The sequence below is a fragment of the Porphyromonas sp. CAG:1061 genome (genome assembly GCF_000435035.1).
Classification (GTDB): domain Bacteria; phylum Bacteroidota; class Bacteroidia; order Bacteroidales; family Porphyromonadaceae; genus Porphyromonas_A; species Porphyromonas_A somerae.
This window is the reverse complement of record NZ_HF988911.1, coordinates 2,134-25,027: the sequence shown is the minus strand read 5'-3', so window position 1 is coordinate 25,027 and position 22,894 is coordinate 2,134. Positions and strand designations below refer to the sequence as shown.

The window sequence follows — 22,894 nt, the reverse complement described above, 5'->3', positions numbered from 1 at the left end:
ATAGAGTAGGCAGCGACTGAGCCGGGTCAGTTGCTCGGTGGGCTTCCCCTTCCTCAGTAGCACCAGTCCTGTAATCCCATTAAAGAAAAGGAAGCAGAAGAGGGTGTAGGAGAGCATCATCACGATCACATGGATACTCAGGAGCGGAGAGCTGAGCACTGGCATCAGTGGGGTCATCTGCGGATTGCTCTCCCCCATCACAGAGACCATAAGTGCCAGGCCACTAGATAGCATTCCAAAAGAGAGAAAGAGGTCGGAGTGCCAACTGAGGAAAAAGGCTATAAGCAGGATAGTGAGTGCCAAGAACTGCATCGTCTCAAATCCATTACTTAGAGGGATATGTCCGGCTGATACCCCTCTCAGTGTACTGCAAACTATCAAGTATAGAGCTGCTAAGCCGATAAGTGACTGACCTATCCTTTTCAGCAACCGAAATGCATTTTGCTCCCTTAGTCGGTTGCTCAATATAAGGATGTAATAGAGCACCCCCAGCAATATCAAGGTAATCGCCAGTGGTAGCGTGTGGGATAGTTTGTTGTAGAGCCTTTCGCTCTGGAAGCGACCCTCAGGGGGTAATAGCTCTCCCGCTTTCTTTTGCTGGTAAAGACGTATCTTCTCTAAGGTCTTAGTGAGTCCATCATAATTGTGGGTGCGGGCAAGCTCGGTGAGATAATCTGTGGAGCGACGGATAAAGAGCCACTCATCCTCAGGTAGCTCGGTCGGCAATCGGTCGGCTTGCGCCATCCACTGGATGCTTTCGCCCTCTGGAATGGGAAACATCTTTATCGCTTGCCCTGAGAGTAGAGAGCCGACAATATTGTACTTTTCGTAGAGTGCCAGCACGTCTCTTGCCTCTGCCTCGGGTAGATGACCTGTATTGAGTGCTTCGAGCGCTTTAGTTAGCTTCATTTCCCCTGATTCGTCAAAGAAATCTTGCCAGCTGACATACCGCTTCTGCGTACCCAATAGTGCTCGCATCGGAGCACCCTTCACTCGGATCATAGGCACCTCAATCCAATCGGAAGGATAGAGTAGCCACCCAGTGAGTACCTGCTCGGCAGTGAGGCCTTTGTAAGAGGGTTTGCCATACAGCTTGGTCACAAGATCACGAGCGAACGACTGCATGGGGCAGATACGCCCATTGTGGTAAACATATAATTGACCGAACTGCTCCGCTTGTGTTGGTGGCATCACGCCTGGAAGGGCACGGTCACTAGATGCATAAGCACTCTGCGAAGTACAGAGCAATAGGAGGGGAAGGAGCAGCATCGACACCACCTTTCGTGCTTGAGATAGTTGCCTTAGCGTCCGACGGAATTCGCCCTTCGGATCTACCAAGACTAGGATCATGGCCACTAAGAGCAGCCCATAGCCACAGTAGGTAAAAGCAATGCCCCAGGGGTCATAGGCAACGCTGAGCCGCACCCCTTTTTGGTCATCATCATAGCCACTTTGGTAAAAACGGTACTGCTGATGATGTCCAATGTGATTCATTGAGACCCGCTCCGACTGACCATCATCAAAGCGGAGCAAGCTCACAAAGTCCATAGGCGACTGTGTACCGGTATAATAGAGTATTTCAAACGATTCCAAATTTACGGTAAAGGGGAGCTCCACACTCTTCCCCTCCTTAGTGGTAAAGGAGTTAGTCGCTTCTCCCTTATAGAGGTAAAGGTCGCCCCTTTGGGAAAAGAAATAGGTGAGCCCGGAGCCCAGTAGGATTACCCCAAAAGCGATGTGAAGGAGCAGAGCTCCCATGTGGCGACCCATTCGATGGTATCTCAGTAGTAGCGCCAATGCTGAGATGGCAAGTAGCAACCAGAGGCCAACAAAATACCACGACCCATAAATGTACTGATGGGCAAAGGCTGCTCCCTCTACCTTTTCAATAAAAGTGGCTATGATCAAGACCATTATGGTCAAGATCAATAGCCCAAAAGAAATAATAGTCAATCGTCTCTTCATTAGATCCGATGAAGTAATAAAAGTAATAAATTAGGGAGGGTTAAATCGCCTCAATAAACTTCACAATTGCCTCACGGTCTTCTCGCTTCAGCTCCCTAAACTTCTCAGTGGTCCAACGAGCCTGAGAGACACCTCCCTCGCGTGAGCATCCATGCCACATAATGGCCTCAATCACATTGCGGGCACGAGCATCGTAGAGCCGATCATCATGGCCAGTACATATCCTCATTAGCCCTTTACCCCAAAGCGGAGGGGTGCGGATCCAGCCTTTACGTACATCGTTTTTCATGTAGAGACGGTGCGATACCAAGTCGGTATATGGCCAGATGGTCTGGTGTGGATAGTGTGGCATTCGTGGGTCGTTGGGGGTGTATTGTGGCTCACCTGGATAGGTAAGTAGGTCCTCACCCGTTGTCCACGAAGGTCTATGGCAAGTGGCACACCCAATCTCCGTGAAGAGCTTTTTCCCTCTTTGTACCACTGGATCATCCATATGTCGGGCAGCCGGTACAGCGAGGCCTCGCAGCCACGTCATGTAATTGACGTAGTCCTCTAGCTGCATCTCTTCGGGGTGATCATTGCTCATAAAGTAATTGTAGATATCTTTTTCAGGGTCACCCGTCTTATTCCATTCAGGGTAATAGCGGTAAAACTCTGCCTGCACCTCAGGGTCTTTGCTCGCAGTGAGGGCGTATTCCTTCGTCACGTTGACCGAAGTAAGGCCGGGGCGAGTAACATTGAAGTTGGCCCAGTGCTGGGTGTCAAAGGTAAAGGTGCTCAGCTCCAAAAAGTGTCCGAACCTAAATGGACGCATGGTGATTGAGTCAATAGCAGTCCATTGGCCATTGGCAAATCTACTTGGGTCTAGCTCCGTAAACTGTGCCTCATGCTGCCACTGGGCGAGGAGGTCTTCGTCCGAAATAGCCTCTATCAGGCCGTTGCCAAAGAAAGGAATCGCATTCTTGAGCCGAATCATAATATCCTCTACAGCGACAGGCTTCCCATGGTGAGAAGGCTTGACATAGTAAGCATCCTCAGGTATTTTCACTTCAGGATAAATGAGGCTATACTTCTCACCATCGGGGAAGGTATTGCCCCAGTCGTCAGTATACTCCAGCCAATTAATTTCCACCTTAGAGGGGTCTAGATAAGACTTGAATGGGGGCATACCTTGGAATTTTGGGCTGAAGAAGGAGAGCAAGTCGCCATCGGCATTACAGATCTCCAGCTCCGTAGAATTACCCCACTCCTTAGGGTCGAACTTGGTGATACGCCATCCGTGACCATAGCCAATATGGCAGGTTTCGCAAGAAGGGCGTGAGTAGAGTGGCCCTCGACCATTGAAAGGCCGTTGACTTGAATTAAAGGGGCGCTCAAAAAAGAATTCGCCCATTTTGAATTGAAACTCAAGCCCAGCTTCCTCGATGGCTGGTGTAGGGTCTTCGTATGCACTGGCAGTGGAATTAAAGGTGGTGCCCAATCGTCCGCCAGCATACCACTCATCGGCTAGTTCTTCCTCTCCTTTCGGGTCACAGCCAGGGTCCTTCTGGCATGATGTGGAGAGTAATCCCAATAGTATCCCTGCTGCAGACAGGAATAGGGCTTTTGTGTTGTACCTCATTTGATTCATTGATATATGTAGGTTTGTTGTTTCATTTTAATAGTGCTCATTGAGTGCCCAGGGAACAATTGCTTATTCTCCCAGGGCACTCAATGAGATTCTGCTGGCACCTCACTGGTATAAAAAGAGAATGTTGCACGAAGTGCCATTCTCGCACATTTGTTCCAAATGTGCCGAGACTTTGCACGAAGGATGATATGCAAGGCGCTGAGGGTGAGGCCGAAGGGAGCGTACTCACGTACGTGACCTAGGCCGAATTCCGAAAGCAACGAAGCAGATCGCCTTCGTGCAACAGTCTCAAAAGAGGTACCACATAGAGAGCAATACTACTTCTTAGCCAGCTCTTGCTTGAGTTCGCTAAGTGTTTCATCGAGTGCCTTGCAGGCATCCATAGCGGTCTTACATCCTGCATCCGTATAGTTGAGGACGAAAGGTGCCTTCATGCTTTTAATGGCATTTTTGGCATTGTCTATGGCCTTAAGTACCTTGGCATCCATTTCCTTATTATGCTTTTGCATATACTGGTGAAGTGATGCTCCACGATTTCCCTCGATACCACCAAGGTACACATTCTCTACGGAGATGATATTGTCATGAAAGTCGAGGATAGACCTTTGGCTATATGGAGACTCAATATACGATGCATCCTCACCCGTATGAGCCTTGCCAATCTTAGAGGTACCCACTTCATCGCAGATGCCATTGCACCCTGAGACAATATCCTCCATGGCATTGATCCAAGAGCGGTATAGTGACCCTGGTTGCCCAGCCTTTACCATATTCTCACCATAGGAGAACCGTCCACCTACCAGTACAGGCAGCTCCACATCTTCCAAGATATGCTTCACTAGCTCTTTATTGAGCTTAGAGGCATACTCCTCACCAGCCCACGCGGTTAGCAATTGCCAGCAGCTATTACGCAAGTCACCAGCAACGGCAATGGCGTATATCAGGTGCTCCTCAGATATGGTACCAGCAGTGCGTGGCTTACCATTCTCAAAGAGGATATACTCTACCCCGTGAAAACCGAGTAGCTCCTGGCCGAGCTTGGTCCTTGCTACAATATCGGAGTCCTCTCCATCTAGCTCCTTGATATTTGTAGCTTCCTCCAGATATTTTTGCAGAGCTGGCAGGTCAAGAGGCCAAGAGTCAATGTGTGGATCGATACCAAAATCATTTGCTGCACCAAAGAGAAATGCCTCGCTACGCTCCCACCAGCCACGAGACTCTATAAAGTCTTCACACGCCTTAATGAGATTCTCCTGAGTAGGGGCCTTTCGATAAGCCCGTAAGTCCTCCACCAAGTCAACAGTTTTTTGAGCCATCTTAGTATAGGTAGGGACTACCGTCTTATTGACGAAAGTCTCAGCAATCTCTTGATAGGCTTTGTCGCGTTGCTCATCATCGGATATGGTTACCTCACTATGATTACAAGATGATAGGGGTGCAATAAAGAGCAATCCGATTGATGCCACTAAGGCATAAGAAAATAACTTGTTCATCGCTGTATATTTTTATTTTATTATTTTGTTTTCTGAATAAAGAGGTTATGCTACTTCAAGAAAAATCCCGAGTAAGCCACGCCAAGTGATATGCTAGGTTCATTATTAAACTCCTTCTTCAAGAGTCTAATGCTGTACTCGCCCTTGATCATCAGCTCCTTCATTGGGTAGTAATTGAATCCTGCCGCAATTCGCTGTCGATCAGTCCAAGTGTAATCGCTATTGCCCTTAACTGGATGGTAGGCATCATAATTTTCGTAGGCACCAAAGAGATAAAGCTTTTGACGCCCATCTCGCTTAGAGGGGAATAGATACAAGAGGTCATAACCGGCCTGTATCGAGGCTGCATGTGCCCGATCCCCCACGAGTGTACGCTTGTAGGGCGATGATGCACTCTGCGCGCGATTGTGCTGCGAAATGATACCAGCATCGCCTAGGTGACCATAATCAAAGCTACCCATGGCACGGAATCCATAGCCATTGTAGCTAAAGTCGGCAGAGCCGATGGTTACGGTACCACGCACGCCCTGATATTTGCCTCGCTCATCGCTCTGAAGTGTGTTATTAAACGACTCTCCATAATACCCGCTCAGACCGATACGTAGTCCTTTAATGGGATAAAAATCGAGGCGTAGAGCTACAGCGTATTTATTGGAGGGAGTGAATTCAAAGGCACTTGCAGAGCCATTCTTAATCCATTGGTCCTTACTAAAGAGTAGCGAATTGAGCCCTGGGAGCAGCATTGCTTGATAGCGCATAAAACGCCACTTGCCCCAAAGCGAAATACCGGTTTGGTGCCACGTACAAGGCAGTATCTGGTTTTCACCCTCTGGTCGGTACACCGTGAAAAACTCATTGGGTAGGTGGTGTGCATTGGTATAACCCACAGGTACAATGTCGTGACCCAATCGGATATTAAAGTGGGGGTTGAAGGACTTCTGTAGCCAGAATTGCTCCAAAGCTACCTCACCTCCACGCTCTATCTCCTTCTCCCACTCACCAAACTCCTCATCCTCGATCTCCATGGCACTCTCTACCCCGCCATGCTCTATCTCCAGCTCGGTATTGAGCGACCAGCCGTGGCCAAAGTCATAGCCTAGCATCAGTACCACATGAGGCAAATCTACAGCACCTCGACTAGGCACATCTTTGTAGCGATCCGCCTTGCTGTACCGATTCACATTGTCAGAGTAAAAGTAGCGACTTGCTACGGCCTCTCCATAACCTCCTAGCGTTAGACGATTTCGGGCTGGCTTTACACTATCCGTCTTGCAACATTGTGCATTGGCAAAGCTTAGCGAACTCACAGAAAGCACGAAGAGTAACGATGTCTTGAATAAAACCTTTCTTATCATCATATCTATATTGTTATTTTTGATGCAAAGTTATGGAGATGGGTACCCATTGTCAATACCTAATTGATATGATTTTTTTAGGCCTTTTTAAAATCTTTTCCCAACTCTCCATAAAGGCAAACATGACGCTTACCACCTCACTACTTCCCTATTAGTTTCGCCCTCAACTCCAAGCTGAACAACAAGCACTTTTGTATTATTAAGGAAATAATATCAAAAATAATATACCTACATCTTGTGATACAAAGGAGCAAGCCCGACCTATCCGATAAGGCATCTTGCTCCACCTGGCAGAGGCGTCCTACCCGTCCGATAAGCCCCCCCTTAGCAGAGCAAAAGTGGAGTTGCAACAAAGCGATCGGCGAGTTGCAACTAAGCAAATGCCGAGATGCAACAAAGCAATTGCTTAGTTGCATCTCAGTTTTCGCCTTTCTAACCATCTGATTTATAGCAAGATATAAAAGCGGTTTTTCCGACCCGTCCGACCCGTCTGACCTGTCCGACTTGTCCGATAAACCACCCCCAAAAAACAGTGTTTTTCACATTCCAGACCTGCCTACAGCTGTCCAAATAAAGCTTAATGCAAATCATAGCAAATATCAAATATTTAGGGTACATTTGCAAGTGCTCACAGCGTGAAATAGTAGTATTTCATATTACTAAAAGGATAAAAGAATTAGGCAGTAATCATGACTAAAAACAACATAGAAGCCCCCACACCACACAAGGAGCGTAAGGCTCCAACCCTCAGTCGGTATCTGATTCTTTTGGTAGATATGGCGGTGGGCGTTGTAGCGGCAGTAGCGTCGCTACGTGCTTTTTACATCGTCACAGGGCTAGTGACTTTGACGCCACAGATGTTGGCTACGATAGCAATAGCTGGTCTCGTCGCCACCTTTCTCTCTTCCTACCTACTAGGTACCTACCGACCCCTTCTCAGGTACCAATACTTCTCCATTGGGCGCCGACTGCTGGTGATGTTTTTCCTGAATACTCTGCTATTCTATGGGATACTCCTTGCCGGCAACTACTGGATTCCATTGGGCTACGGTGGTAAGATGCTCCTGATGATCGCCATCACCTACTTTGGTACCTTCTTCGTGCTATTCGTGCTCTACCGATCGGTAGCAGTATTGGCAGCACGTGCTTTCTGGGGCGTCTCTACAACCAAGCACCAACGCGAGCGGATACTCATCTATGGTGTGAGCAACGCCAGTAGCGATCTAGCTTTGCAGCTGGAGGAGAGCCCCAAGTACAAGGTGGTAGGTTTTTGTAATAGGGGGAGTGTCAAGGGCGGTGCAACCGTCTCCAATTATAATATCTACCATCTCAAGGATGAGGAGCAACTCAAGCAATTGGCACAGGGGCTCAATCTCGATGCGGTTATCTTCACAGACCGTAGCGATCTCCTCAAAGAGCGAGAGACCCTTATTTACCAACTCGCCTCTCTCGGCGTGAAGAGCTTATTAGCCCCCGAGATCAGCGAAACCTCGCCTACCGACATCGCTCGTGATAGCGTACAGAAGATAGAGATGGAGGACCTCCTCAAGCGAGAGGTGATCCACCACGAACCCGAAAAGGTAAAGGAGATGTACCGCGACAAGGTGGTGATGGTCACCGGTGCCGCCGGAAGTATCGGGTCGGAGCTGGTGATGCAGATAGCTCAGCTACCTATCAAGCAGCTCCTACTACTCGATATAGCCGAAACCCCACTCCACAATGTGCGACTAAAGCTCAAGGAGCGGTACCCCAACCTCAACTTTGTACCAATCCTCGGGGACATCCGTAGCCAGAATAGACTAGACGCCCTATTTGCAAAGTACCGACCCAATATTGTGCTCCACGCCGCCGCCTACAAGCATGTACCCCTCCTAGAGGAGAACCCATGCGAGGGGGTGCTAGTCAATGTACAAGGCTCTAAGAATATTGCCGACTTCTGCCTCAAGTACGAGGTGGAGCGAATGGTGATGGTCTCTACCGATAAGGCGGTTAACCCCACCAACGTGCTAGGAGCCACCAAGCGCGCAGCAGAGATCTACGTCCAAGCCCTCGGAAAAGCGGTAGAAGAGGGCAAGGTGGCTGGAAAGACCACCTTTATCACTACCCGATTTGGCAACGTACTCGGGTCGCAAGGCTCGGTGATACCTCTATTCCGCGACCAAATAGCTAAGGGCGGACCGATAACCGTCACCGACCCCAATATCAACCGCTTCTTTATGAGTATCCACGAGGCCTGTTCGCTGATACTGGAGGCATCATCAGTGGCTAAGGGGACCACCATCTTTGTCTTTGATATGGGCGAACCCCATAAGATTGTAGACCTCGCCGAGAATATGATTCGCCTAGCCGGTATGGAGCCCTACAGAGACATTGATATCAAGTTCACAGGCCTACGACCAGGCGAAAAGCTCTACGAGGAGAAGCTAGCCGATGGCGAGAATACCATCCCTACCGATATCCCCAAGATCCACATAGCAAAGGTGCGGGAGCACAACTATGCCGACCTCTACGATACCTACGAGGCGCTACGCAACCACGCTCGCAAAATTGAGATCGACGCCTGTATCCGACAGCTCCTCTCCCTCATCCCAGAGTACACCCCCGCCCCCAACTCCCCCTACGCTCCCCTCAATAAACACTGAGATATAAGAGGTTCATTCCTCATAGACCAACAAAAGATATGAAGATACTAATCACAGGAGGTGCCGGATTTATAGGCTCCAACCTCGCCCAACATTTCCTAAGCAAAGACCACCAAGTCCGTGTCCTAGATAACTTCGCAACCGGCAAACCCGAGAATATCCTCCCACTCATTGATTAGTACCCCATGATTAATGAGCAACTTACAATAGAGCACCCAACACATTCAAATGGCAGCCGACACTACAAATAGATCCAAAACCATTGCAAAGAACACTATTGTCCTATACATTAGGATGATATTTGTTCTAGGTGTAGCACTATATACTTCACGCGTATTACTGGAGGTCTTAGGAGTTGAGGACTATGGTGTATATAATGTAGTAGGAGGTATCGTCACGATGCTGGGGTTTTTCAATGGGGCGATGGTTTCCTCTACCCAACGCTTTTTCTCATACGCCATTGGGCAAAATGATACCCAACAGCTCTGCCTCAACTACTCTACCATTCTCGTTATTCAAGGGGGATTGGCACTGCTCATCTTTTTACTCGCTGAGACAGTAGGGCTGTGGTTTGTCAAGAACTACTTAGTTATTCCTCAGGAGAGGCTCACAGCTGCCATATGGGTATATCAGTTTGCCATCTGCACATTCATTGTCTCAATGCTGCAAGTACCCTTTGGCGCAATGATAATAACGCATGAGCGTATGGACGCCTATGCCTACATTAGCATTTCTGAAGTCTTGCTAAAGCTCCTAATAGTCATTGCACTCCCATGGGCACCCTACGACAAACTAATTATCTATGCTGGGCTACTATTTTTTGTGGCGCTCCTCACCTTGGCGGCGTATATTATCTACACTCGCACGAGGTTCAAGTATGTAAAGTACATCAAGGAGAAAAACAAAGCCTTATTCAAAACTCTCATAGGCTATATGGGGTGGAACCTTTGGGGCAATGCCGCAGCGGTGATTATGAATCAAGGGGTCAACATTCTGATCAATCTATTCTTTGGCCCTGCAGTCAACGCTGCTCGTGCCATTGCATACCAAGTCCAAGGGGCGGTCAATCAATTGGTGGGCAACTTTCAACTAGCCATGAACCCCCAAATCGTAAAGTCCTATGCAGCAGGAGACCTAGAGTATATGCATAACCTCATCATCAGAGGCTCCAAGCTATCATTTTATTTGATAGCTATATTTGCAATGCCAGTAATTATTGAGACAGAAACCTTATTAGGCCTATGGCTAAAAGAGGTACCTGAACACACCGTTCTTTTCACCCAATTAGTAATGATATTTGTAGTTTTAGAAAGTTTGTCTGGAACTATGATGATCTCAATACAAGCTACTGGCAAAATAGGACTGTATCAATCAGTCATTGGTGGACTTTTAATTTTGAATTTGCCAATCTCTTATCTGGCATTAAGACTAGGCGCGGAACCAGAAGTAACAGTACTAGTTTCAATTATTATTAGCATTGTTGCATTTTTGCTTCGAGTTTTAATTGTCTCACCAAAAATAAATATGAGCAAAACCAAATTGATAGTTGAGTTATTTATCAAAATGAGCATTATAGGAGCAATTGTCTACACAGCATTGAGCCTCATATATAGCATTGGTTTTTCAAAGTGGACTAGCGTTATTGTTACAGTAGTCTCATCGTTTGTTATTACCACATGCTTGATGTATACAATTGGCTTCACCACAGAGGAGAAAATTTTTTTTAGGAACTACATTACACACACATTGATGAAGCGATGAACTGGTCAAACATAAAACAACTGATAAAAAGCGTGATAGGGTTAAGGGGAGTAAATGCCTTAAAGAGGGCATACAACTATATAATCTTACAAAGAGTATACCGCAAGGATAGGATTAAATATCAGAAGTATTCCACTGTCTTTAATCATAATAATTTTGAAAAGATAGAGTGTGAGCTAACACTTCACTACCATGGGATTGAAAAGGGCTTTTTACACGCAAATATACGCCCATACTTTGCCAAGGATAGAGTAATATCACTATTGAAGATACTTAATGACACGAAATTTGATGAACATCACTGGCAAAGATGTCACTTCCAAGCTGCCGTTGCCAATATGTGCAACTATTTTGATTGGCACAAGGCTAATGGCTACGTGCTAGACTACTTTTCTCAAGAGCAATACGATCAGCTAAAAGCACATTTGATCACCCCACTTTCTAGTATAAAAGAGAGGAGTAGAGAAGAGTATTTTACTAGAACGAAGTCTTCTTTCTTTGATTTTGCTAAATCCAGGAGTAGTGTTCGAGAGTTTTCTGAGGCTCTAGTACCACACGATGTGTTGGAGGATGTTATTAACTTAGCTAATACAGCACCTAGCGTTTGCAATAGGCAAGGTGTCTCCGTTGTCATTGTTGAGGATAAAGACAAGATCCAACAGATCCTAGATATCCAAAAAGGACTTGCAGGCTACACCTCAATAAGTCAATTAGCCGTCATAAAATCAAATAGAAGCTACTTCTATTCTACAGGAGAAAGAAATCAACTGTATATTGATGGTGGCATATACTTGATGAACTTACTTTACGCATTTCATTATTATGGGATTGCTGCTTGTACTGCCCATTGGGGACTATTAAATGACGCCGATAGTAAAATGGAGGATCTGCTAGGACTATCTCCAGCAGAACAAGTGATTTGTATTGTCTCCTTTGGATATCCAAAAGAAACAGTCAGGAGTACATTGTCCCTGAGAAGAAAGGCTAATGAAAACCTAACATTTATTTGATGCTTTGATATGGCTAAAATAGGAATTCTTACACAGCCATTGGGGCTAAATTATGGTGGTATTCTACAAGCCTTTGCACTACAACACGTTTTGCGACAGGAAGGGCATTCCCCCATCATTTTAAATAGAGTACGTTCACCGTATGTTAGAATTGCATCTTTAGGATGGAATGCTCTCAATTTTCTACTTGGGAAGAGACCTAAGCTTAGAATTTCACCAAATCATAAAGAGTTGGGAACAATCACTCAATACACTACGAAGTTTATTGATGAGCATATTTCCATAACCGATAGGATTCAGAGCACCAATCAATTGAAGGGCACCTTTAATCATGAAAATATTGATGCGGTTATCGTAGGTAGCGACCAAGTTTGGCGTAAGTCATTCTCCCCATGTATCTCCAATTACTTTTTAGACTTCATATCTGGAAACAACGAGATTAGGAAAGTAGCTTATGCGGCATCATTTGGAATTGACTATTGGGAATATGGCAAAAATGCGACAAAATACTTCAAAGCTCTTGCACAGGAATTTGATGCGATCAGCGTCCGAGAAGACTCTGCTGTAGAGCTTTGCAAGAAACACCTTGATATAGATGCCACCCTTGTATTAGACCCTACCATGCTTGTAGATAGGTCGGTGTATGAGGGTTTGGCAAAGTCCCTCACTACAGAACCCAGCAAGGGCAATCTATTTTGTTACGTCTTGGACCGCACCCCTGAAAAGATGGCTTTAGTGAGAAAAGTAGCTGACGACACATCTTTGACCCCTTTCGAATTACTTCCGAAGAAAAAATACTCCGAAATCAAATCAGCTAAAGAATTAGATGATTGTATATTACCTCCCGTTGAACAATGGCTACGGAGCTTTTTAGAGGCCAAGTTTGTTGTCACAGACTCGTTCCACGGCACAGTATTCTCAATCATCTTCAATAAACCTTTTATCGTAATTCCCAATCTAAAAAGGGGGGCGACTCGTTTTACCTCTCTACTAGAGGAATTTGGTCTATTAGATCATTTAATTGACTTGGACTCCTCTACCTTTCAGAAGTATTTCTCTTCTGGTTTTGATTGGTCAACCATCAATGAACGATTAAGTATTGATCTCCAAAAGTCATTTAGCTTTATAATGAACAATGTTGAATAACACAATGAATGAGATCGTATTAATTACTATGATTCAATTCAATAACAAATGAAAGATATTGGAACAGATCACTAATATTACAATATATAGCCCTTCCAAAACAATGTCTAAGTAATAAAACATCCATCAAATAGAGAATGTATATATATATACTTTTATACCTAGTATTAGCATTTTTCGGTTACATCAAAAGCCCCAAAAGCAACTTTGCCTATTATTTTATAAGTATATGCTTGGCATTCATATTAGGATTTAGAGCTATCCATGTCGGTGTCGACACAAGAGCATATAACACATATTATGGATATGCTTCATACAATGTAGGACACATGGAGCCAGGCTGGAATACTTTTATTTATCTATCAAAGCTGATAGGCTTATCTTCTTATGGATTCAATTTCTTAGTTGCTTTGATCACGATCCTTCTTATTGCCATTACAATAAATCATTACGCTAAAGGAAATTATAGGTATTTAGGCTTATTCTTCCTAGTATCTATGGGGTTCTATCTAATCATGTTTAATGGGATGAGACAGACATTGGGTATCGCAATCTGCTTCTATGCCTTTTCCCTTATAGATAAAGGCAAAAAAATTGTTCCGGTACTAATTATTATTCTAGCTTGCACAATCCATTCAAGTTGTGTAGTTACATTAGCAGCTTTATTCGTAAAACGCATGCGTGATCTTGAACTATCCTTTGTAGTACACTCATTAATAATTGCTATGACGATAGGGTTAATCGCAAGTGAAGATTTTTTCGCCTTTATTGCTGGATCCTATTCGTACGATGTACTAAAGGAAGGGAGCTTTAATCAAAATCCTATACTTTACTTCTGCACAATGGTACTTTTAAGCAACCTATTCTTTATTTTTATTTTTGTGAATACGCCTAAATTTTTACACAACAACTTATGGTTCAAGCTTTACTTCGTTAGCATGATAATTCAAAGCCTTTTGTTTCAATTGACATATGGACAAAGAATAGTTTATTTTTATTCTATCTCATCATTAATATTATTTCCATTGATAGTTTATCATTCAAAAAAGCGCAAATTAGTCTCTTTGGCTTGTTACTTGTTAGCGACTGCTTTTTTCTTAAGGTTTATTCTGCAAGAAGTCCCTGGTGCTGACGGTTCCCTGCTTCCTTATGTACTGAATTTTGAACCGTTTTAACAATACTAATTCCTATGGTTTCAATTATAGTCCCCATATACAATGCTCAATCATATCTAAAAGAATGCCTGCAATCAATAAAAGATCAGACGTTCAAGGATTTTGAAGTCATTTGCATCAATGATGGCTCGAGAGATGCCAGCCTTATAATTTGCGAGGATTTTACAAAGCTAGATAGTCGCTTTAAGGTCTACACACAAGAAAACAAAGGTGTTTCAACAGCTAGGAACAATGGAATTAAATATTCAAAGGGTGAGTTTATTGTTTTTATCGACAGCGATGATGTCATTGACAAAAACTATTTAATGACTTTAATTGAACTTTCCAACCAAAGCATTGACTTGTGCATTGGTTATTACTGTAGATCACTAACTTCATTGGGAACAATAAATGGAAATAGAGATGCTACTATCTTCAACCCTCAAACATATTTAGATAGTTTGCTCAAAAAAAAGATACAGTTCTCAACTATATGTTGTATGCTCTTTAAACGTTCCATAATTATAGACAATAATATTTTATTCAAACCAGAACTGTATTGGGGAGAAGACACCTTATTTTACTTTACGTATGTAGCGAATATCAATGGTAATATTGCACTATCCTTTAAAGCATTGTACTACTATAGACACAATGACTCCTCAGCAATGAACACCGTAGTGGTCTATAAAGCTTTGAGTGCTGTTGATGCTTCTCAAGAAGCTGAGGATATTATGATTTCATCTGGTCTTCTTAAACCAGAAAATGCAATCATAAAAGCAGAAACGATTTTAAAGCTTATATTTATTGCTTCAAAAACTAATAGTAAAGATTTATATGAAGCCCTTTATGCCAAATATGATGTACATTCCTATTTAAAAAAGTTAGCTAAGCAATCCAAGGTTCCAGTTATTCGACTTGCATCCACATACTATATTCTAACTGGAAAACAGTTATTCTACAAGACTTTAATGATCATAAACAAATTGACAAGATGAATAATATAAATTGTGGTATCATTACTCATTACGATGTGCATAATCATGGAGCTGTACTCCAGTTATTTGCTCTGATTAAAGTACTTAGAAAAGACTTCAATATAGAGGCGAAAGCACTAACTTTTGAGAAAAACTATGACTTCATTGACCAAGAACTCAAGAGTAAATATGAACTTTCCCTTAAGTCAATTCCAATTTATTTGAAGTATCTTAAGGAAAGAGGGATTGGTGCGATGGTCTATAACATTAGAAAAAGACAGACACTGGAGCACTTTAGGAGCAAAGAAAATATAATCGGCCAACACTATCGTAGCTATAAGGCTCTGCAACATGTCATCATTGGTAGTGATGAGGTATTTGCATTGCACACTGGCCCAACTCCTGTCTTTTATGGACATGCACTACCAACCAAAAAAGTATTTTCGTATGCTGGTTCTTTTGGCCCTACCAACTTAGAAGATGTATATAACCTAAACTGCGACTCCTTGGTAAAGTCTGGCTTTCAGAGAATGTCTGGAATTTCTGTGCGAGATCAGAATTCAAAAGATATTGTCAGGTCAATAACAGGGATGGAAGTACCTGTGGTGGTAGATCCCGTTTTGCTCTATGGATATTGTGATGAAATCAGTGGTCAAAGCCGTCATATCAGCGATAAATATCTCATTGTATACGCTTATGACAGAAGGATGAACGATGCAAAGGAAGTGGAAGCCATAAAAGAATTTGCACATCAAAAAGGCTTAACAATCGTCTCTCCTGGATTCTACCATAAGTGGGTTGACAAGAACATTAACGTCGACCCTATTGAGTTGCTGGGATGGTTCAAACATGCAGAGTATGTAATTACAGACACATTTCACGGCTCTGTAATGTCACTAATTACTAATAGACCTTTTTCTGTTATTGTCCGCGACAATAGCAATAAAGTGATTAATCTTCTGCGTGAATACAACCTTGAAAGTAGAGTTGTAGGAGTGCTCAAGAGTGATTTATTAGTGCATTATGATAATGTAATTGATTATGCCACCACCAATGATATTATAAAAGAGAAGCGTAGCACCTCTATGCACTACCTCAAGGAGCAATTAAGCAAGAATGAACAATAAAAAGCACATTAATAGCCTTGCGGAACTTCATGCCTGCACTAGTTGCCAAATTTGCTCTGCTGTATGTCCAGTAGAAGCAATATCTATTGAGCTAAACGGTGAAGGTTTTTTTCGGCCGGTAGTTGATGAAAACATTTGTATCGGATGCCAAAAATGCACGAAGTATTGCTATAAGTTTGATGAAGAGGTCATCGGTTCTGATATTAATGAGCTAAGTAAAATCAACCATTATGCTGCTGTAACAAACGATAAGGAGCTACTCCGTAAAACATCTTCTGGTGGTATTGCAAGTGAAATAGCATCTTATCTTTATGATATCGGCTATAATGTAGTAGGCGTATTCTACAATGTTCAAACAGACTGCCCAGAGCATTATATAGCACGACATAAAAGCGACCTTCCACTATTTAGAGGTTCTAAATATATACATGCAAATAACGAGAAAGTTCTAAAAGAGATCCTAAAGAAAGCCAAAGCAAATGGAGAGAAATATGCTTTCTTTGGACTTCCTTGTGAAGTCTATGCTATTGATCAATTTTCTAGAGCAAATAACATACGTGAACAATTTATTTTAATTGATTTGTACTGTCACGGAGTACCTTCCTACCTAATTTGGGGTAAGTATATAGATGGGTTAAAGAAGAACGAAGCTCAACCTATAGAGTACTCCTATATAAACTTCAGGTCGAAATCACATACTATATGGGGAGAATATAGAATTGAGTTTCAAGATAGTAGCGAACAGACCACATATCTTAGTAAAAACAACGACCCATTTTTTGAATTGTTCTTTTCGAACCAACTACTTAACGACTCTTGCAGTAACTGTCACCTTAGGGGCAACCTAAGCTACTGTGATATAAGAGTAGGAGACTTTTGGGGTCCTAAGTATATTCTCAATAGAGATGGATATTCTATTGTTTCAGCCAATAGCAATATGGGTTTGGAAATCATCAACTCCTTGAAAGGAAAGATATTATTCTCCAAATGCGATGCAGGGGAATTCGCTCCTTATCAGTCGTTATTCAACATTTACCGACCCGATGAAACACTACGAAACAATCTGCTTGAAATGCTTACCAATGGCAAAAAAAGTCTTCCAGAAATAGTGGACTACTACTACCAACATAATGGAGCTTCAGGTAGACTCAAATACAGGCTTAAGAGCGTACTTAGTCTGTTTCCCTATAGATTTACCCAAATCATAAAATACTTTTATTACCTAATAAGATAAAACAAGCATGCTGTACGTGATAATGAGTGTCTATAAAAATGACACGGTGGAGGATCTGAAGATTGCTATTGATAGCATTTTAGCACAAACCTATAAGGATTTCAAGCTTTACATAAAGCGAGATGGGCAAGTACCTGATGAGCTAGATAACTACCTCGATAGCATTAGTGATCAGAGGGTAACTATTCGCAAAAGGGAAAGCAATATGGGGCTAGCCATCTCTCTTAACGAGTTACTTGATGAAGTGCTCTTACTGGACGACTGTGAGTTTATCGCTAGAATGGATGCCGATGATTATTCACTACCTGTACGCTTTGAAAAACAAGTAAAGTATCTCAAGCAACACACAGATGTGGATATTCTTGGATCATACATTACCGAATCAAATGACCCATTAGACCCAAAAGGGAACCTAGTAAAATACCCTACTGATCACCTAGGTTGCAAGAACATATTTGGGAAAAGGCATCCACTAGCACATGTAACAGTGATGTTTAGAAAGTCATATTTTGAAAGAGCAGGACTATACCCAACCGACACACTGCGAGATGAAGATGGCTCCCTATGGCTAAATGGTTTTTTGAATGGTTGTATATTTGCCAATCTGCCAGAAGTATTAGTGCGGGTAAGGGTTTCTTCCGACTTTTATAATCGTAGAAACTCAAATGAGAAAACCAAGCAAGATTACCTGAACCGTGTACGTATAATAAAAGCTCTTGATCTCCCTAAGATTAATTATCTATATGCGTATACCCGGTATTTATTATTTCGTTTCAGTCCTTCGTTCATACTTGAATTAGCATATAAACTAAGATAATTGCATGTGGGTGAAGTGGATATTTGATAGGGTGATGGCGCTGGTGGGGCTAGTGGTGCTCTCGCCTTTGCTGGCGGTGGTGGCACTATTGATTGCGATTAAGATGTCTGGTGGGCCAGTACTCTTTAGGCAGAAGCGTGTGGGACAATATGGCGAACTATTCACGATGGTGAAGTTTCGCTCTATGACGGTAGCACACGGCGGCAGCTCTATCTCGGTAGCGGGGGAGGCGCGGATCACGCCTCTAGGGGCTAAGCTCCGAAAGTACAAGCTCGATGAGCTTCCTGAGCTTTGGAATGTACTGATCGGAGATATGAGTTTTGTGGGACCACGCCCCGATGTGCCGGGCTATGCCGACAAACTGGTGGGAGAGGATCGCGAGATACTCCAACTAAAGCCTGGCATCACGGGACCGGCTTCTCTGAAATACCGCAATGAGGAGGAGATACTCGCCTCTGTGGAAGATCCGATCCGCTACAATGATGAGGTGATTTTCCCAGATAAGGTGAGGATCAATAGGGAGTATATGGAGGAGTGGTCGTTTTGGGGCGATATCCGGATCATATTCAAGACGGTGCTGGGATAAGGAGGTGGCGGGAGAACGAGGAATGGGCTTTGAAGGACTTGAAAGGCGATGATGTCTCTTCTAGCGACCAGAATGATTGGGGTTGCTTGGAAGTTATTGGTAATTTTGCTCAACAGTTTGGGAGATGATTTTGGATATATGTAGGGCTAGACCTACTTCTGCTGAAAATCTTAGCAGACTGCTACTAAGGGATAGTAAATATTTACAAAGTCAATACCTGAAGGAGTTGTTGGAGGCTGGGGAACTAGAGTATACCTACCCTGATATGCCGAGGCACCCAAAACAGAAGTATAGGACTAAAGTGTGAGATAGTGATATGGAAGAGAAGAAGAGGATATGGCTATCGCTGGCCCAGATGGGGGGCGAGGAGCAGAAGTATATTAAGGAGGCGTTTGATACCAATTGGGTGGTACCGCTTGGTCCGAATGTGAATGCTTTTGAGCAGGACTTACGCAATTACCTGGATGAAGATGTGCATGTGGTGGCACTGAGTGCCGGCACGGCGGCACTTCACCTGGCATTGGTGATGCTTGATGTGAAGCCGGGTGATGAAGTGCTTTGCCAAAGCTTTACCTTCTCGGCAAGTGCCAATCCGATCAAGTACCAAGGGGCGAGTCCTGTATTTGTGGATAGCGAACCGGAGACGTGGAATATGTGTCCGAAAGCGCTCCGAAAGGCGATTGAGGATCGGATCAAGGTGACGGGTAAGAAGCCGGTTGCGATCATCCCTGTGCACCTCTATGGTACGCCGGCGAAGATGGATGAGATCCTAGCGATCGCCCGTGAGTATGATATCCCTGTAGTGGAGGATGCTGCGGAGGCACTTGGCTCTACCTACAAAGGGCGTAAGTGCGGTACGCTGGGTAAGTATGGGGCGCTCTCATTCAATGGCAATAAGATCATCACCACCTCGGGTGGAGGGGCACTAGTGACGCACAGCGAAGCGGAGGCAAAGCGGGTGATGTTTTTTGCCACACAAGCACGCGAACCGGCTCCCCACTATCAGCACGAGCATATCGGTTACAACTACCGTCTCTCGAACATCTCGGCCGGTATCGGTCGCGGTCAGATGGAGGTGCTACAGGAGCATGTTGATGCCCGTAGGAGCCACCACGCCTACTATCGTGAGGCGCTCTCTAAGGTGAAGGGGATTGAGGTGATGAGTGCCCCATCTAGCGATTTCAATAGCAATTACTGGCTCACCTGTATCACAATAGATAGCAAGGTGACTGGCTATGACCGTGAGGAGCTTCGTCAGCGGTTGGAGGCGGAGAATATTGAGAGCCGCCCTCTTTGGAAACCGATGCACCTACAACCGGTCTTTGCCGACTGCCCCTTCTACAGCATGGTGGAGGGCAAGGCGATCTCGGAGCAACTCTTTGATGTGGGGCTCTGCCTTCCATCGGGCTCTGCCCTCACCTCCGCCGACCTGGATAGGGTGATCGCAACGATTGTTGGAAAATAGAGACTGTTGCACGAAGGCGATCTGCCTATTGATCATGGTATGGCTTTGTCCGACCCACAAGGGGTCGTGGGTTTTGGTCGCCTTATTTACCCCCATTCTTCGGCTCTGAGAGCCTCGAATGAGGGCTACGACAAATCGGACCTCCTCGCGGAGGTCCTTATCTAAGGCTGTTGCACGAAGGCGATCTGCGGCGTTGCTTTCGGAATTCGGGCTCGGTTACGTACGTGAGTACGCTCCCAGCGCCCTCACCCTCAGTGCCTATTTAGGGACCTTGGCACCCTATCGGTTGCCTAGCATCTCATCCTTCGTGCAAAGTCTCAGCACATTTGAATCAAGTGTGTGAGAATGGCACTTCATGCAACATTCTCTATCTATAGGCACTCCGATGAATACAATGTAGAAGCCACTAGCCATACCACCTCTAATTTGGTTATATTTGCTACAAAAAAGGAAGATATGAGGAAGCTAAGATTAAGATCGATCATGGTAGCGGCACTCTTGCTGCTTTTCGTATCGCCACAACTTTTGGCGGAGGGGGAGCAGCTACGGGTGATGACCTTCAATATACGTTATGACAATAAAGGGGATTCGGCACAGCAGTGGAGCCTCAGGAAAGCTGGTGTGGCACAGTTACTCAACAGCCAAACCATGGACCTACTGGGCGCTCAGGAGGTGCTGAAAAATCAGCTGGAGGACCTTGTCGCAATGCTTCCCCACCACAACTTCATCGGTGTGGGAAGGGACGATGGGAAGGAGGCAGGGGAGTATGCCCCACTCTTCTACGACACACGCCGCTTTCAGCTGAAAGAGGGCGGTTACTTTTGGCTGTCGGAGACGCCAGAGGTGGCGAGTATTGGTTGGGACGCAGCTTGTGCTCGCATCGTCACTTGGGGCTACTTCTATGACCGTGAGGCTCAGCAGGAATTGGTCTGCTTCAACCTCCACCTGGACCATGTGGGAAAGGTGGCTCGCAGAGAGAGTCTAGCGCTCCTCACTAAGCATATTGCGCCCTTTATCCAAGCGCAAATAGCTGTGATAGTGATGGGCGACTTCAATGCGGCACCGAGTGAAGAGCTGATGCAGCACCCTCTACCCTTGCTTGATAGTTACCTAGAGAGCCCTGTGAAGGAGGGTCCCAGCTGGAGTTTTCACAACTTTGGGCGAATCCCTCTGCCTGAGCGTCAGCGGATCGACTACATCTTTTACTCACCCCTACTCGCACCCATCAATTATCAGAGCATCCACCCCAATAATGAAGAGGGGGTATGCTTTCTTTCCGACCACACCCCTGTAGTTGTCACCTTTGGATATAATAGGGAAAGAAAAATGATGGCGCCAACTTGCTCCACCTTATAATAGCTAAAAAAGTGGTATCTTTGAGTGAATGAGTATTTAGTAAGTAACACCCTTAAGACGAATAAAAGTAATATGAAAGGACGTGTACTGATCATAGGTGCCGGAGGTGTAGGCACTGTAGTAGCTAAGAAGGTGGCGATGAATAGCGATGTCTTTACCGACATTATGCTCGCTAGCCGCAATAAAGCGAAGTGCGACGCAATAGCCAATAATATCAAGGAGGCGAAGATCAAGACCGCACAGGTGGATGCCGACAACGTGGAGGAGCTAGTAGCTCTATTTAATGAGTTTAAGCCTGAGTTGGTGATCAATGTAGCCCTTCCTTACCAAGACCTCACCATTATGGATGCTTGCTTGGAGTGCGGGGTCAACTACCTCGATACTGCCAATTACGAGCCAAAGGACGAGGCGAAATATCAATATAGCTGGCAGTGGGCTTACCAGGACCGCTTCAAGGAGGCTGGGCTGACTGCTATCCTAGGTTGTGGCTTCGACCCTGGGGTAACTAGTGTCTTCACCGCTTACGCAGCTAAGCATCATTTCGATGAGATCCACTATCTCGATATCGTGGATTGCAACGCTGGTGACCACCACAAGGCTTTTGCCACCAACTTCAACCCGGAAATCAATATCCGTGAGGTGACCCAAAGGGGTAAGTATTGGAAAAATGGCCAATGGATTGAGACCGAACCGCTATCTATCCACAAGCCACTCACCTACCCCGAGGTAGGGCCACGTGAGAGCTATCTCCTTTACCACGAGGAGCTGGAGAGCTTGGTGAAGAACTTCCCAAGCCTCAAGAGGGCACGCTTCTGGATGACCTTTGGGCAGGAGTACCTCACCCACCTCAGGGTGATCCAAAATATCGGTATGGCAAGTATTGAGCCAATCAATTATGAGGGGAAGGAGATCGTACCGATCCAATTCCTCAAGGCGGTACTCCCCGATCCTAAGGAGCTAGGCGAGAATTATACCGGTCAGACCTCTATCGGCTGCCGTATCCATGGTATCAAGGATGGCAAGGAGCGTACCTACTACATCTATAATAATTGTAGCCACGAGGCGGCTTACAAGGAGACCGGTGCGCAGGGCGTTAGCTATACCACTGGCGTGCCAGCTACTACTGGGGCGATGATGTTTTTCAAAGGCCTCTGGAGTGGGCATGGTGTCTTCAAC

Annotated in this window: 18 protein-coding genes and 1 pseudogene; 15 read left to right on the top strand and 4 right to left on the bottom strand. The window is 44.8% G+C overall.

The genetic code is table 11. The features are described from left to right. From QVO39_RS04540 to QVO39_RS04525, 4 genes are all read right to left on the bottom strand, one after another. Positions 1–1,965, bottom strand: a 1,965-nt coding sequence (locus tag QVO39_RS04540) for a cytochrome c biogenesis ResB family protein (protein WP_288171758.1), incomplete at its 3' end; no start/stop codon positions are given. A 40-nt stretch (positions 1,966–2,005) separates the two neighbouring features. Beyond that, complete coding sequence (locus QVO39_RS04535; RefSeq protein ID WP_021903196.1) at positions 2,006–3,595, bottom strand: di-heme oxidoredictase family protein; 1,590 nt, start codon at positions 3,593–3,595, stop codon at positions 2,006–2,008. Between the two features lie 317 nt (positions 3,596–3,912). Next, positions 3,913–5,088, bottom strand: coding sequence for an imelysin family protein (locus tag QVO39_RS04530; protein ID WP_021903195.1), 1,176 nt, complete (start codon positions 5,086–5,088; stop codon positions 3,913–3,915). 50 nt (positions 5,089–5,138) lie between these two features. Continuing rightward, positions 5,139–6,443: a hypothetical protein gene (locus QVO39_RS04525; RefSeq protein ID WP_502685062.1), complete on the bottom strand. Its 1,305-nt coding sequence runs from the start codon at positions 6,441–6,443 to the stop codon at positions 5,139–5,141. A gap of 689 nt (positions 6,444–7,132) precedes the next feature. Here QVO39_RS04525 and QVO39_RS04520 point away from each other — a divergent pair. The 15 genes and pseudogenes from QVO39_RS04520 to QVO39_RS04455 form a co-directional block, all read left to right on the top strand. Beyond that, positions 7,133–9,085 (top strand): polysaccharide biosynthesis protein, encoded by a 1,953-nt coding sequence (locus tag QVO39_RS04520; RefSeq protein ID WP_021903193.1) that lies wholly within the window; start codon positions 7,133–7,135, stop codon positions 9,083–9,085. A gap of 38 nt (positions 9,086–9,123) precedes the next feature. After that, positions 9,124–9,258 (top strand): annotated as a pseudogene (locus QVO39_RS04515) (NAD-dependent epimerase/dehydratase family protein); the annotation flags it as partial. A 121-nt stretch (positions 9,259–9,379) separates the two neighbouring features. Next, the gene (locus QVO39_RS04510) at positions 9,380–10,846 is read left to right on the top strand and encodes a lipopolysaccharide biosynthesis protein (RefSeq protein ID WP_288171757.1); all 1,467 of its coding nucleotides are present in this window, start codon (positions 9,380–9,382) and stop codon (positions 10,844–10,846) included. Next, complete coding sequence (locus QVO39_RS04505) at positions 10,843–11,856, top strand: nitroreductase family protein (RefSeq protein WP_021903190.1); 1,014 nt, start codon at positions 10,843–10,845, stop codon at positions 11,854–11,856. Before QVO39_RS04510 ends, QVO39_RS04505 begins: the two co-directional genes overlap by 4 nt. Before the next feature lie 9 nt (positions 11,857–11,865). Continuing rightward, positions 11,866–13,002, top strand: coding sequence for a polysaccharide pyruvyl transferase family protein (locus QVO39_RS04500; RefSeq protein WP_021903189.1), 1,137 nt, complete (start codon positions 11,866–11,868; stop codon positions 13,000–13,002). Between the two features lie 137 nt (positions 13,003–13,139). After that, positions 13,140–14,177: an EpsG family protein gene (locus tag QVO39_RS04495; protein WP_021903188.1), complete on the top strand. Its 1,038-nt coding sequence runs from the start codon at positions 13,140–13,142 to the stop codon at positions 14,175–14,177. Between the two features lie 14 nt (positions 14,178–14,191). Next, positions 14,192–15,154: a glycosyltransferase family 2 protein gene (locus QVO39_RS04490; RefSeq protein ID WP_021903187.1), complete on the top strand. Its 963-nt coding sequence runs from the start codon at positions 14,192–14,194 to the stop codon at positions 15,152–15,154. Beyond that, entirely contained in the window at positions 15,151–16,260 is a 1,110-nt protein-coding gene (locus QVO39_RS04485; RefSeq protein ID WP_021903186.1) for a polysaccharide pyruvyl transferase family protein, read from the top strand. The genes QVO39_RS04490 and QVO39_RS04485 overlap by 4 nt, the downstream gene beginning before the upstream one ends. Continuing rightward, a complete protein-coding gene (locus tag QVO39_RS04480; protein ID WP_021903185.1) occupies positions 16,250–17,494 on the top strand; it encodes a Coenzyme F420 hydrogenase/dehydrogenase, beta subunit C-terminal domain in 1,245 nt (414 codons plus the stop codon). Before QVO39_RS04485 ends, QVO39_RS04480 begins: the two co-directional genes overlap by 11 nt. Before the next feature lie 22 nt (positions 17,495–17,516). Continuing rightward, positions 17,517–18,311, top strand: a complete 795-nt coding sequence (locus QVO39_RS04475; protein WP_288171756.1) for a glycosyltransferase — start codon at positions 17,517–17,519, stop codon at positions 18,309–18,311. Between the two features lie 4 nt (positions 18,312–18,315). Then, positions 18,316–18,897: a sugar transferase gene (locus tag QVO39_RS04470; RefSeq protein WP_021903183.1), complete on the top strand. Its 582-nt coding sequence runs from the start codon at positions 18,316–18,318 to the stop codon at positions 18,895–18,897. A gap of 124 nt (positions 18,898–19,021) precedes the next feature. Continuing rightward, positions 19,022–19,204: a Fic family protein gene (locus QVO39_RS09145; protein ID WP_018027541.1), complete on the top strand. Its 183-nt coding sequence runs from the start codon at positions 19,022–19,024 to the stop codon at positions 19,202–19,204. Between the two features lie 9 nt (positions 19,205–19,213). Then, positions 19,214–20,362 (top strand): DegT/DnrJ/EryC1/StrS family aminotransferase, encoded by a 1,149-nt coding sequence (locus tag QVO39_RS04465; RefSeq protein ID WP_021903182.1) that lies wholly within the window; start codon positions 19,214–19,216, stop codon positions 20,360–20,362. 456 nt (positions 20,363–20,818) lie between these two features. Beyond that, on the top strand, positions 20,819–21,718 hold the full coding sequence (locus QVO39_RS04460) for an endonuclease/exonuclease/phosphatase family protein (RefSeq protein WP_288171755.1): 900 nt from the start codon (positions 20,819–20,821) through the stop codon (positions 21,716–21,718). A gap of 72 nt (positions 21,719–21,790) precedes the next feature. Further along, positions 21,791–22,894: saccharopine dehydrogenase family protein (locus tag QVO39_RS04455; RefSeq protein ID WP_288171754.1), on the top strand; the 1,104-nt coding region annotated here is incomplete at its 3' end.

Coding starts and splice junctions, on each gene's coding strand:
- QVO39_RS04505 (WP_021903190.1), top strand. CDS start 10,843: ATGAACTGGTCAAACATAAAACAACTGATAAAAAGCGTGATAGGGTTA.
- QVO39_RS04485 (WP_021903186.1), top strand. CDS start 15,151: ATGAATAATATAAATTGTGGTATCATTACTCATTACGATGTGCATAAT.
- QVO39_RS04535 (WP_021903196.1), bottom strand. CDS start 3,595: ATGAATCAAATGAGGTACAACACAAAAGCCCTATTCCTGTCTGCAGCA.
- QVO39_RS09145 (WP_018027541.1), top strand. CDS start 19,022: ATGATTTTGGATATATGTAGGGCTAGACCTACTTCTGCTGAAAATCTT.
- QVO39_RS04530 (WP_021903195.1), bottom strand. CDS start 5,088: ATGAACAAGTTATTTTCTTATGCCTTAGTGGCATCAATCGGATTGCTC.
- QVO39_RS04480 (WP_021903185.1), top strand. CDS start 16,250: ATGAACAATAAAAAGCACATTAATAGCCTTGCGGAACTTCATGCCTGC.
- QVO39_RS04520 (WP_021903193.1), top strand. CDS start 7,133: ATGACTAAAAACAACATAGAAGCCCCCACACCACACAAGGAGCGTAAG.
- QVO39_RS04475 (WP_288171756.1), top strand. CDS start 17,517: ATGAGTGTCTATAAAAATGACACGGTGGAGGATCTGAAGATTGCTATT.
- QVO39_RS04510 (WP_288171757.1), top strand. CDS start 9,380: ATGATATTTGTTCTAGGTGTAGCACTATATACTTCACGCGTATTACTG.
- QVO39_RS04460 (WP_288171755.1), top strand. CDS start 20,819: ATGAGGAAGCTAAGATTAAGATCGATCATGGTAGCGGCACTCTTGCTG.
- QVO39_RS04495 (WP_021903188.1), top strand. CDS start 13,140: ATGTATATATATATACTTTTATACCTAGTATTAGCATTTTTCGGTTAC.
- QVO39_RS04470 (WP_021903183.1), top strand. CDS start 18,316: ATGTGGGTGAAGTGGATATTTGATAGGGTGATGGCGCTGGTGGGGCTA.
- QVO39_RS04525 (WP_502685062.1), bottom strand. CDS start 6,443: ATGATAAGAAAGGTTTTATTCAAGACATCGTTACTCTTCGTGCTTTCT.
- QVO39_RS04500 (WP_021903189.1), top strand. CDS start 11,866: ATGGCTAAAATAGGAATTCTTACACAGCCATTGGGGCTAAATTATGGT.
- QVO39_RS04490 (WP_021903187.1), top strand. CDS start 14,192: ATGGTTTCAATTATAGTCCCCATATACAATGCTCAATCATATCTAAAA.
- QVO39_RS04465 (WP_021903182.1), top strand. CDS start 19,214: ATGGAAGAGAAGAAGAGGATATGGCTATCGCTGGCCCAGATGGGGGGC.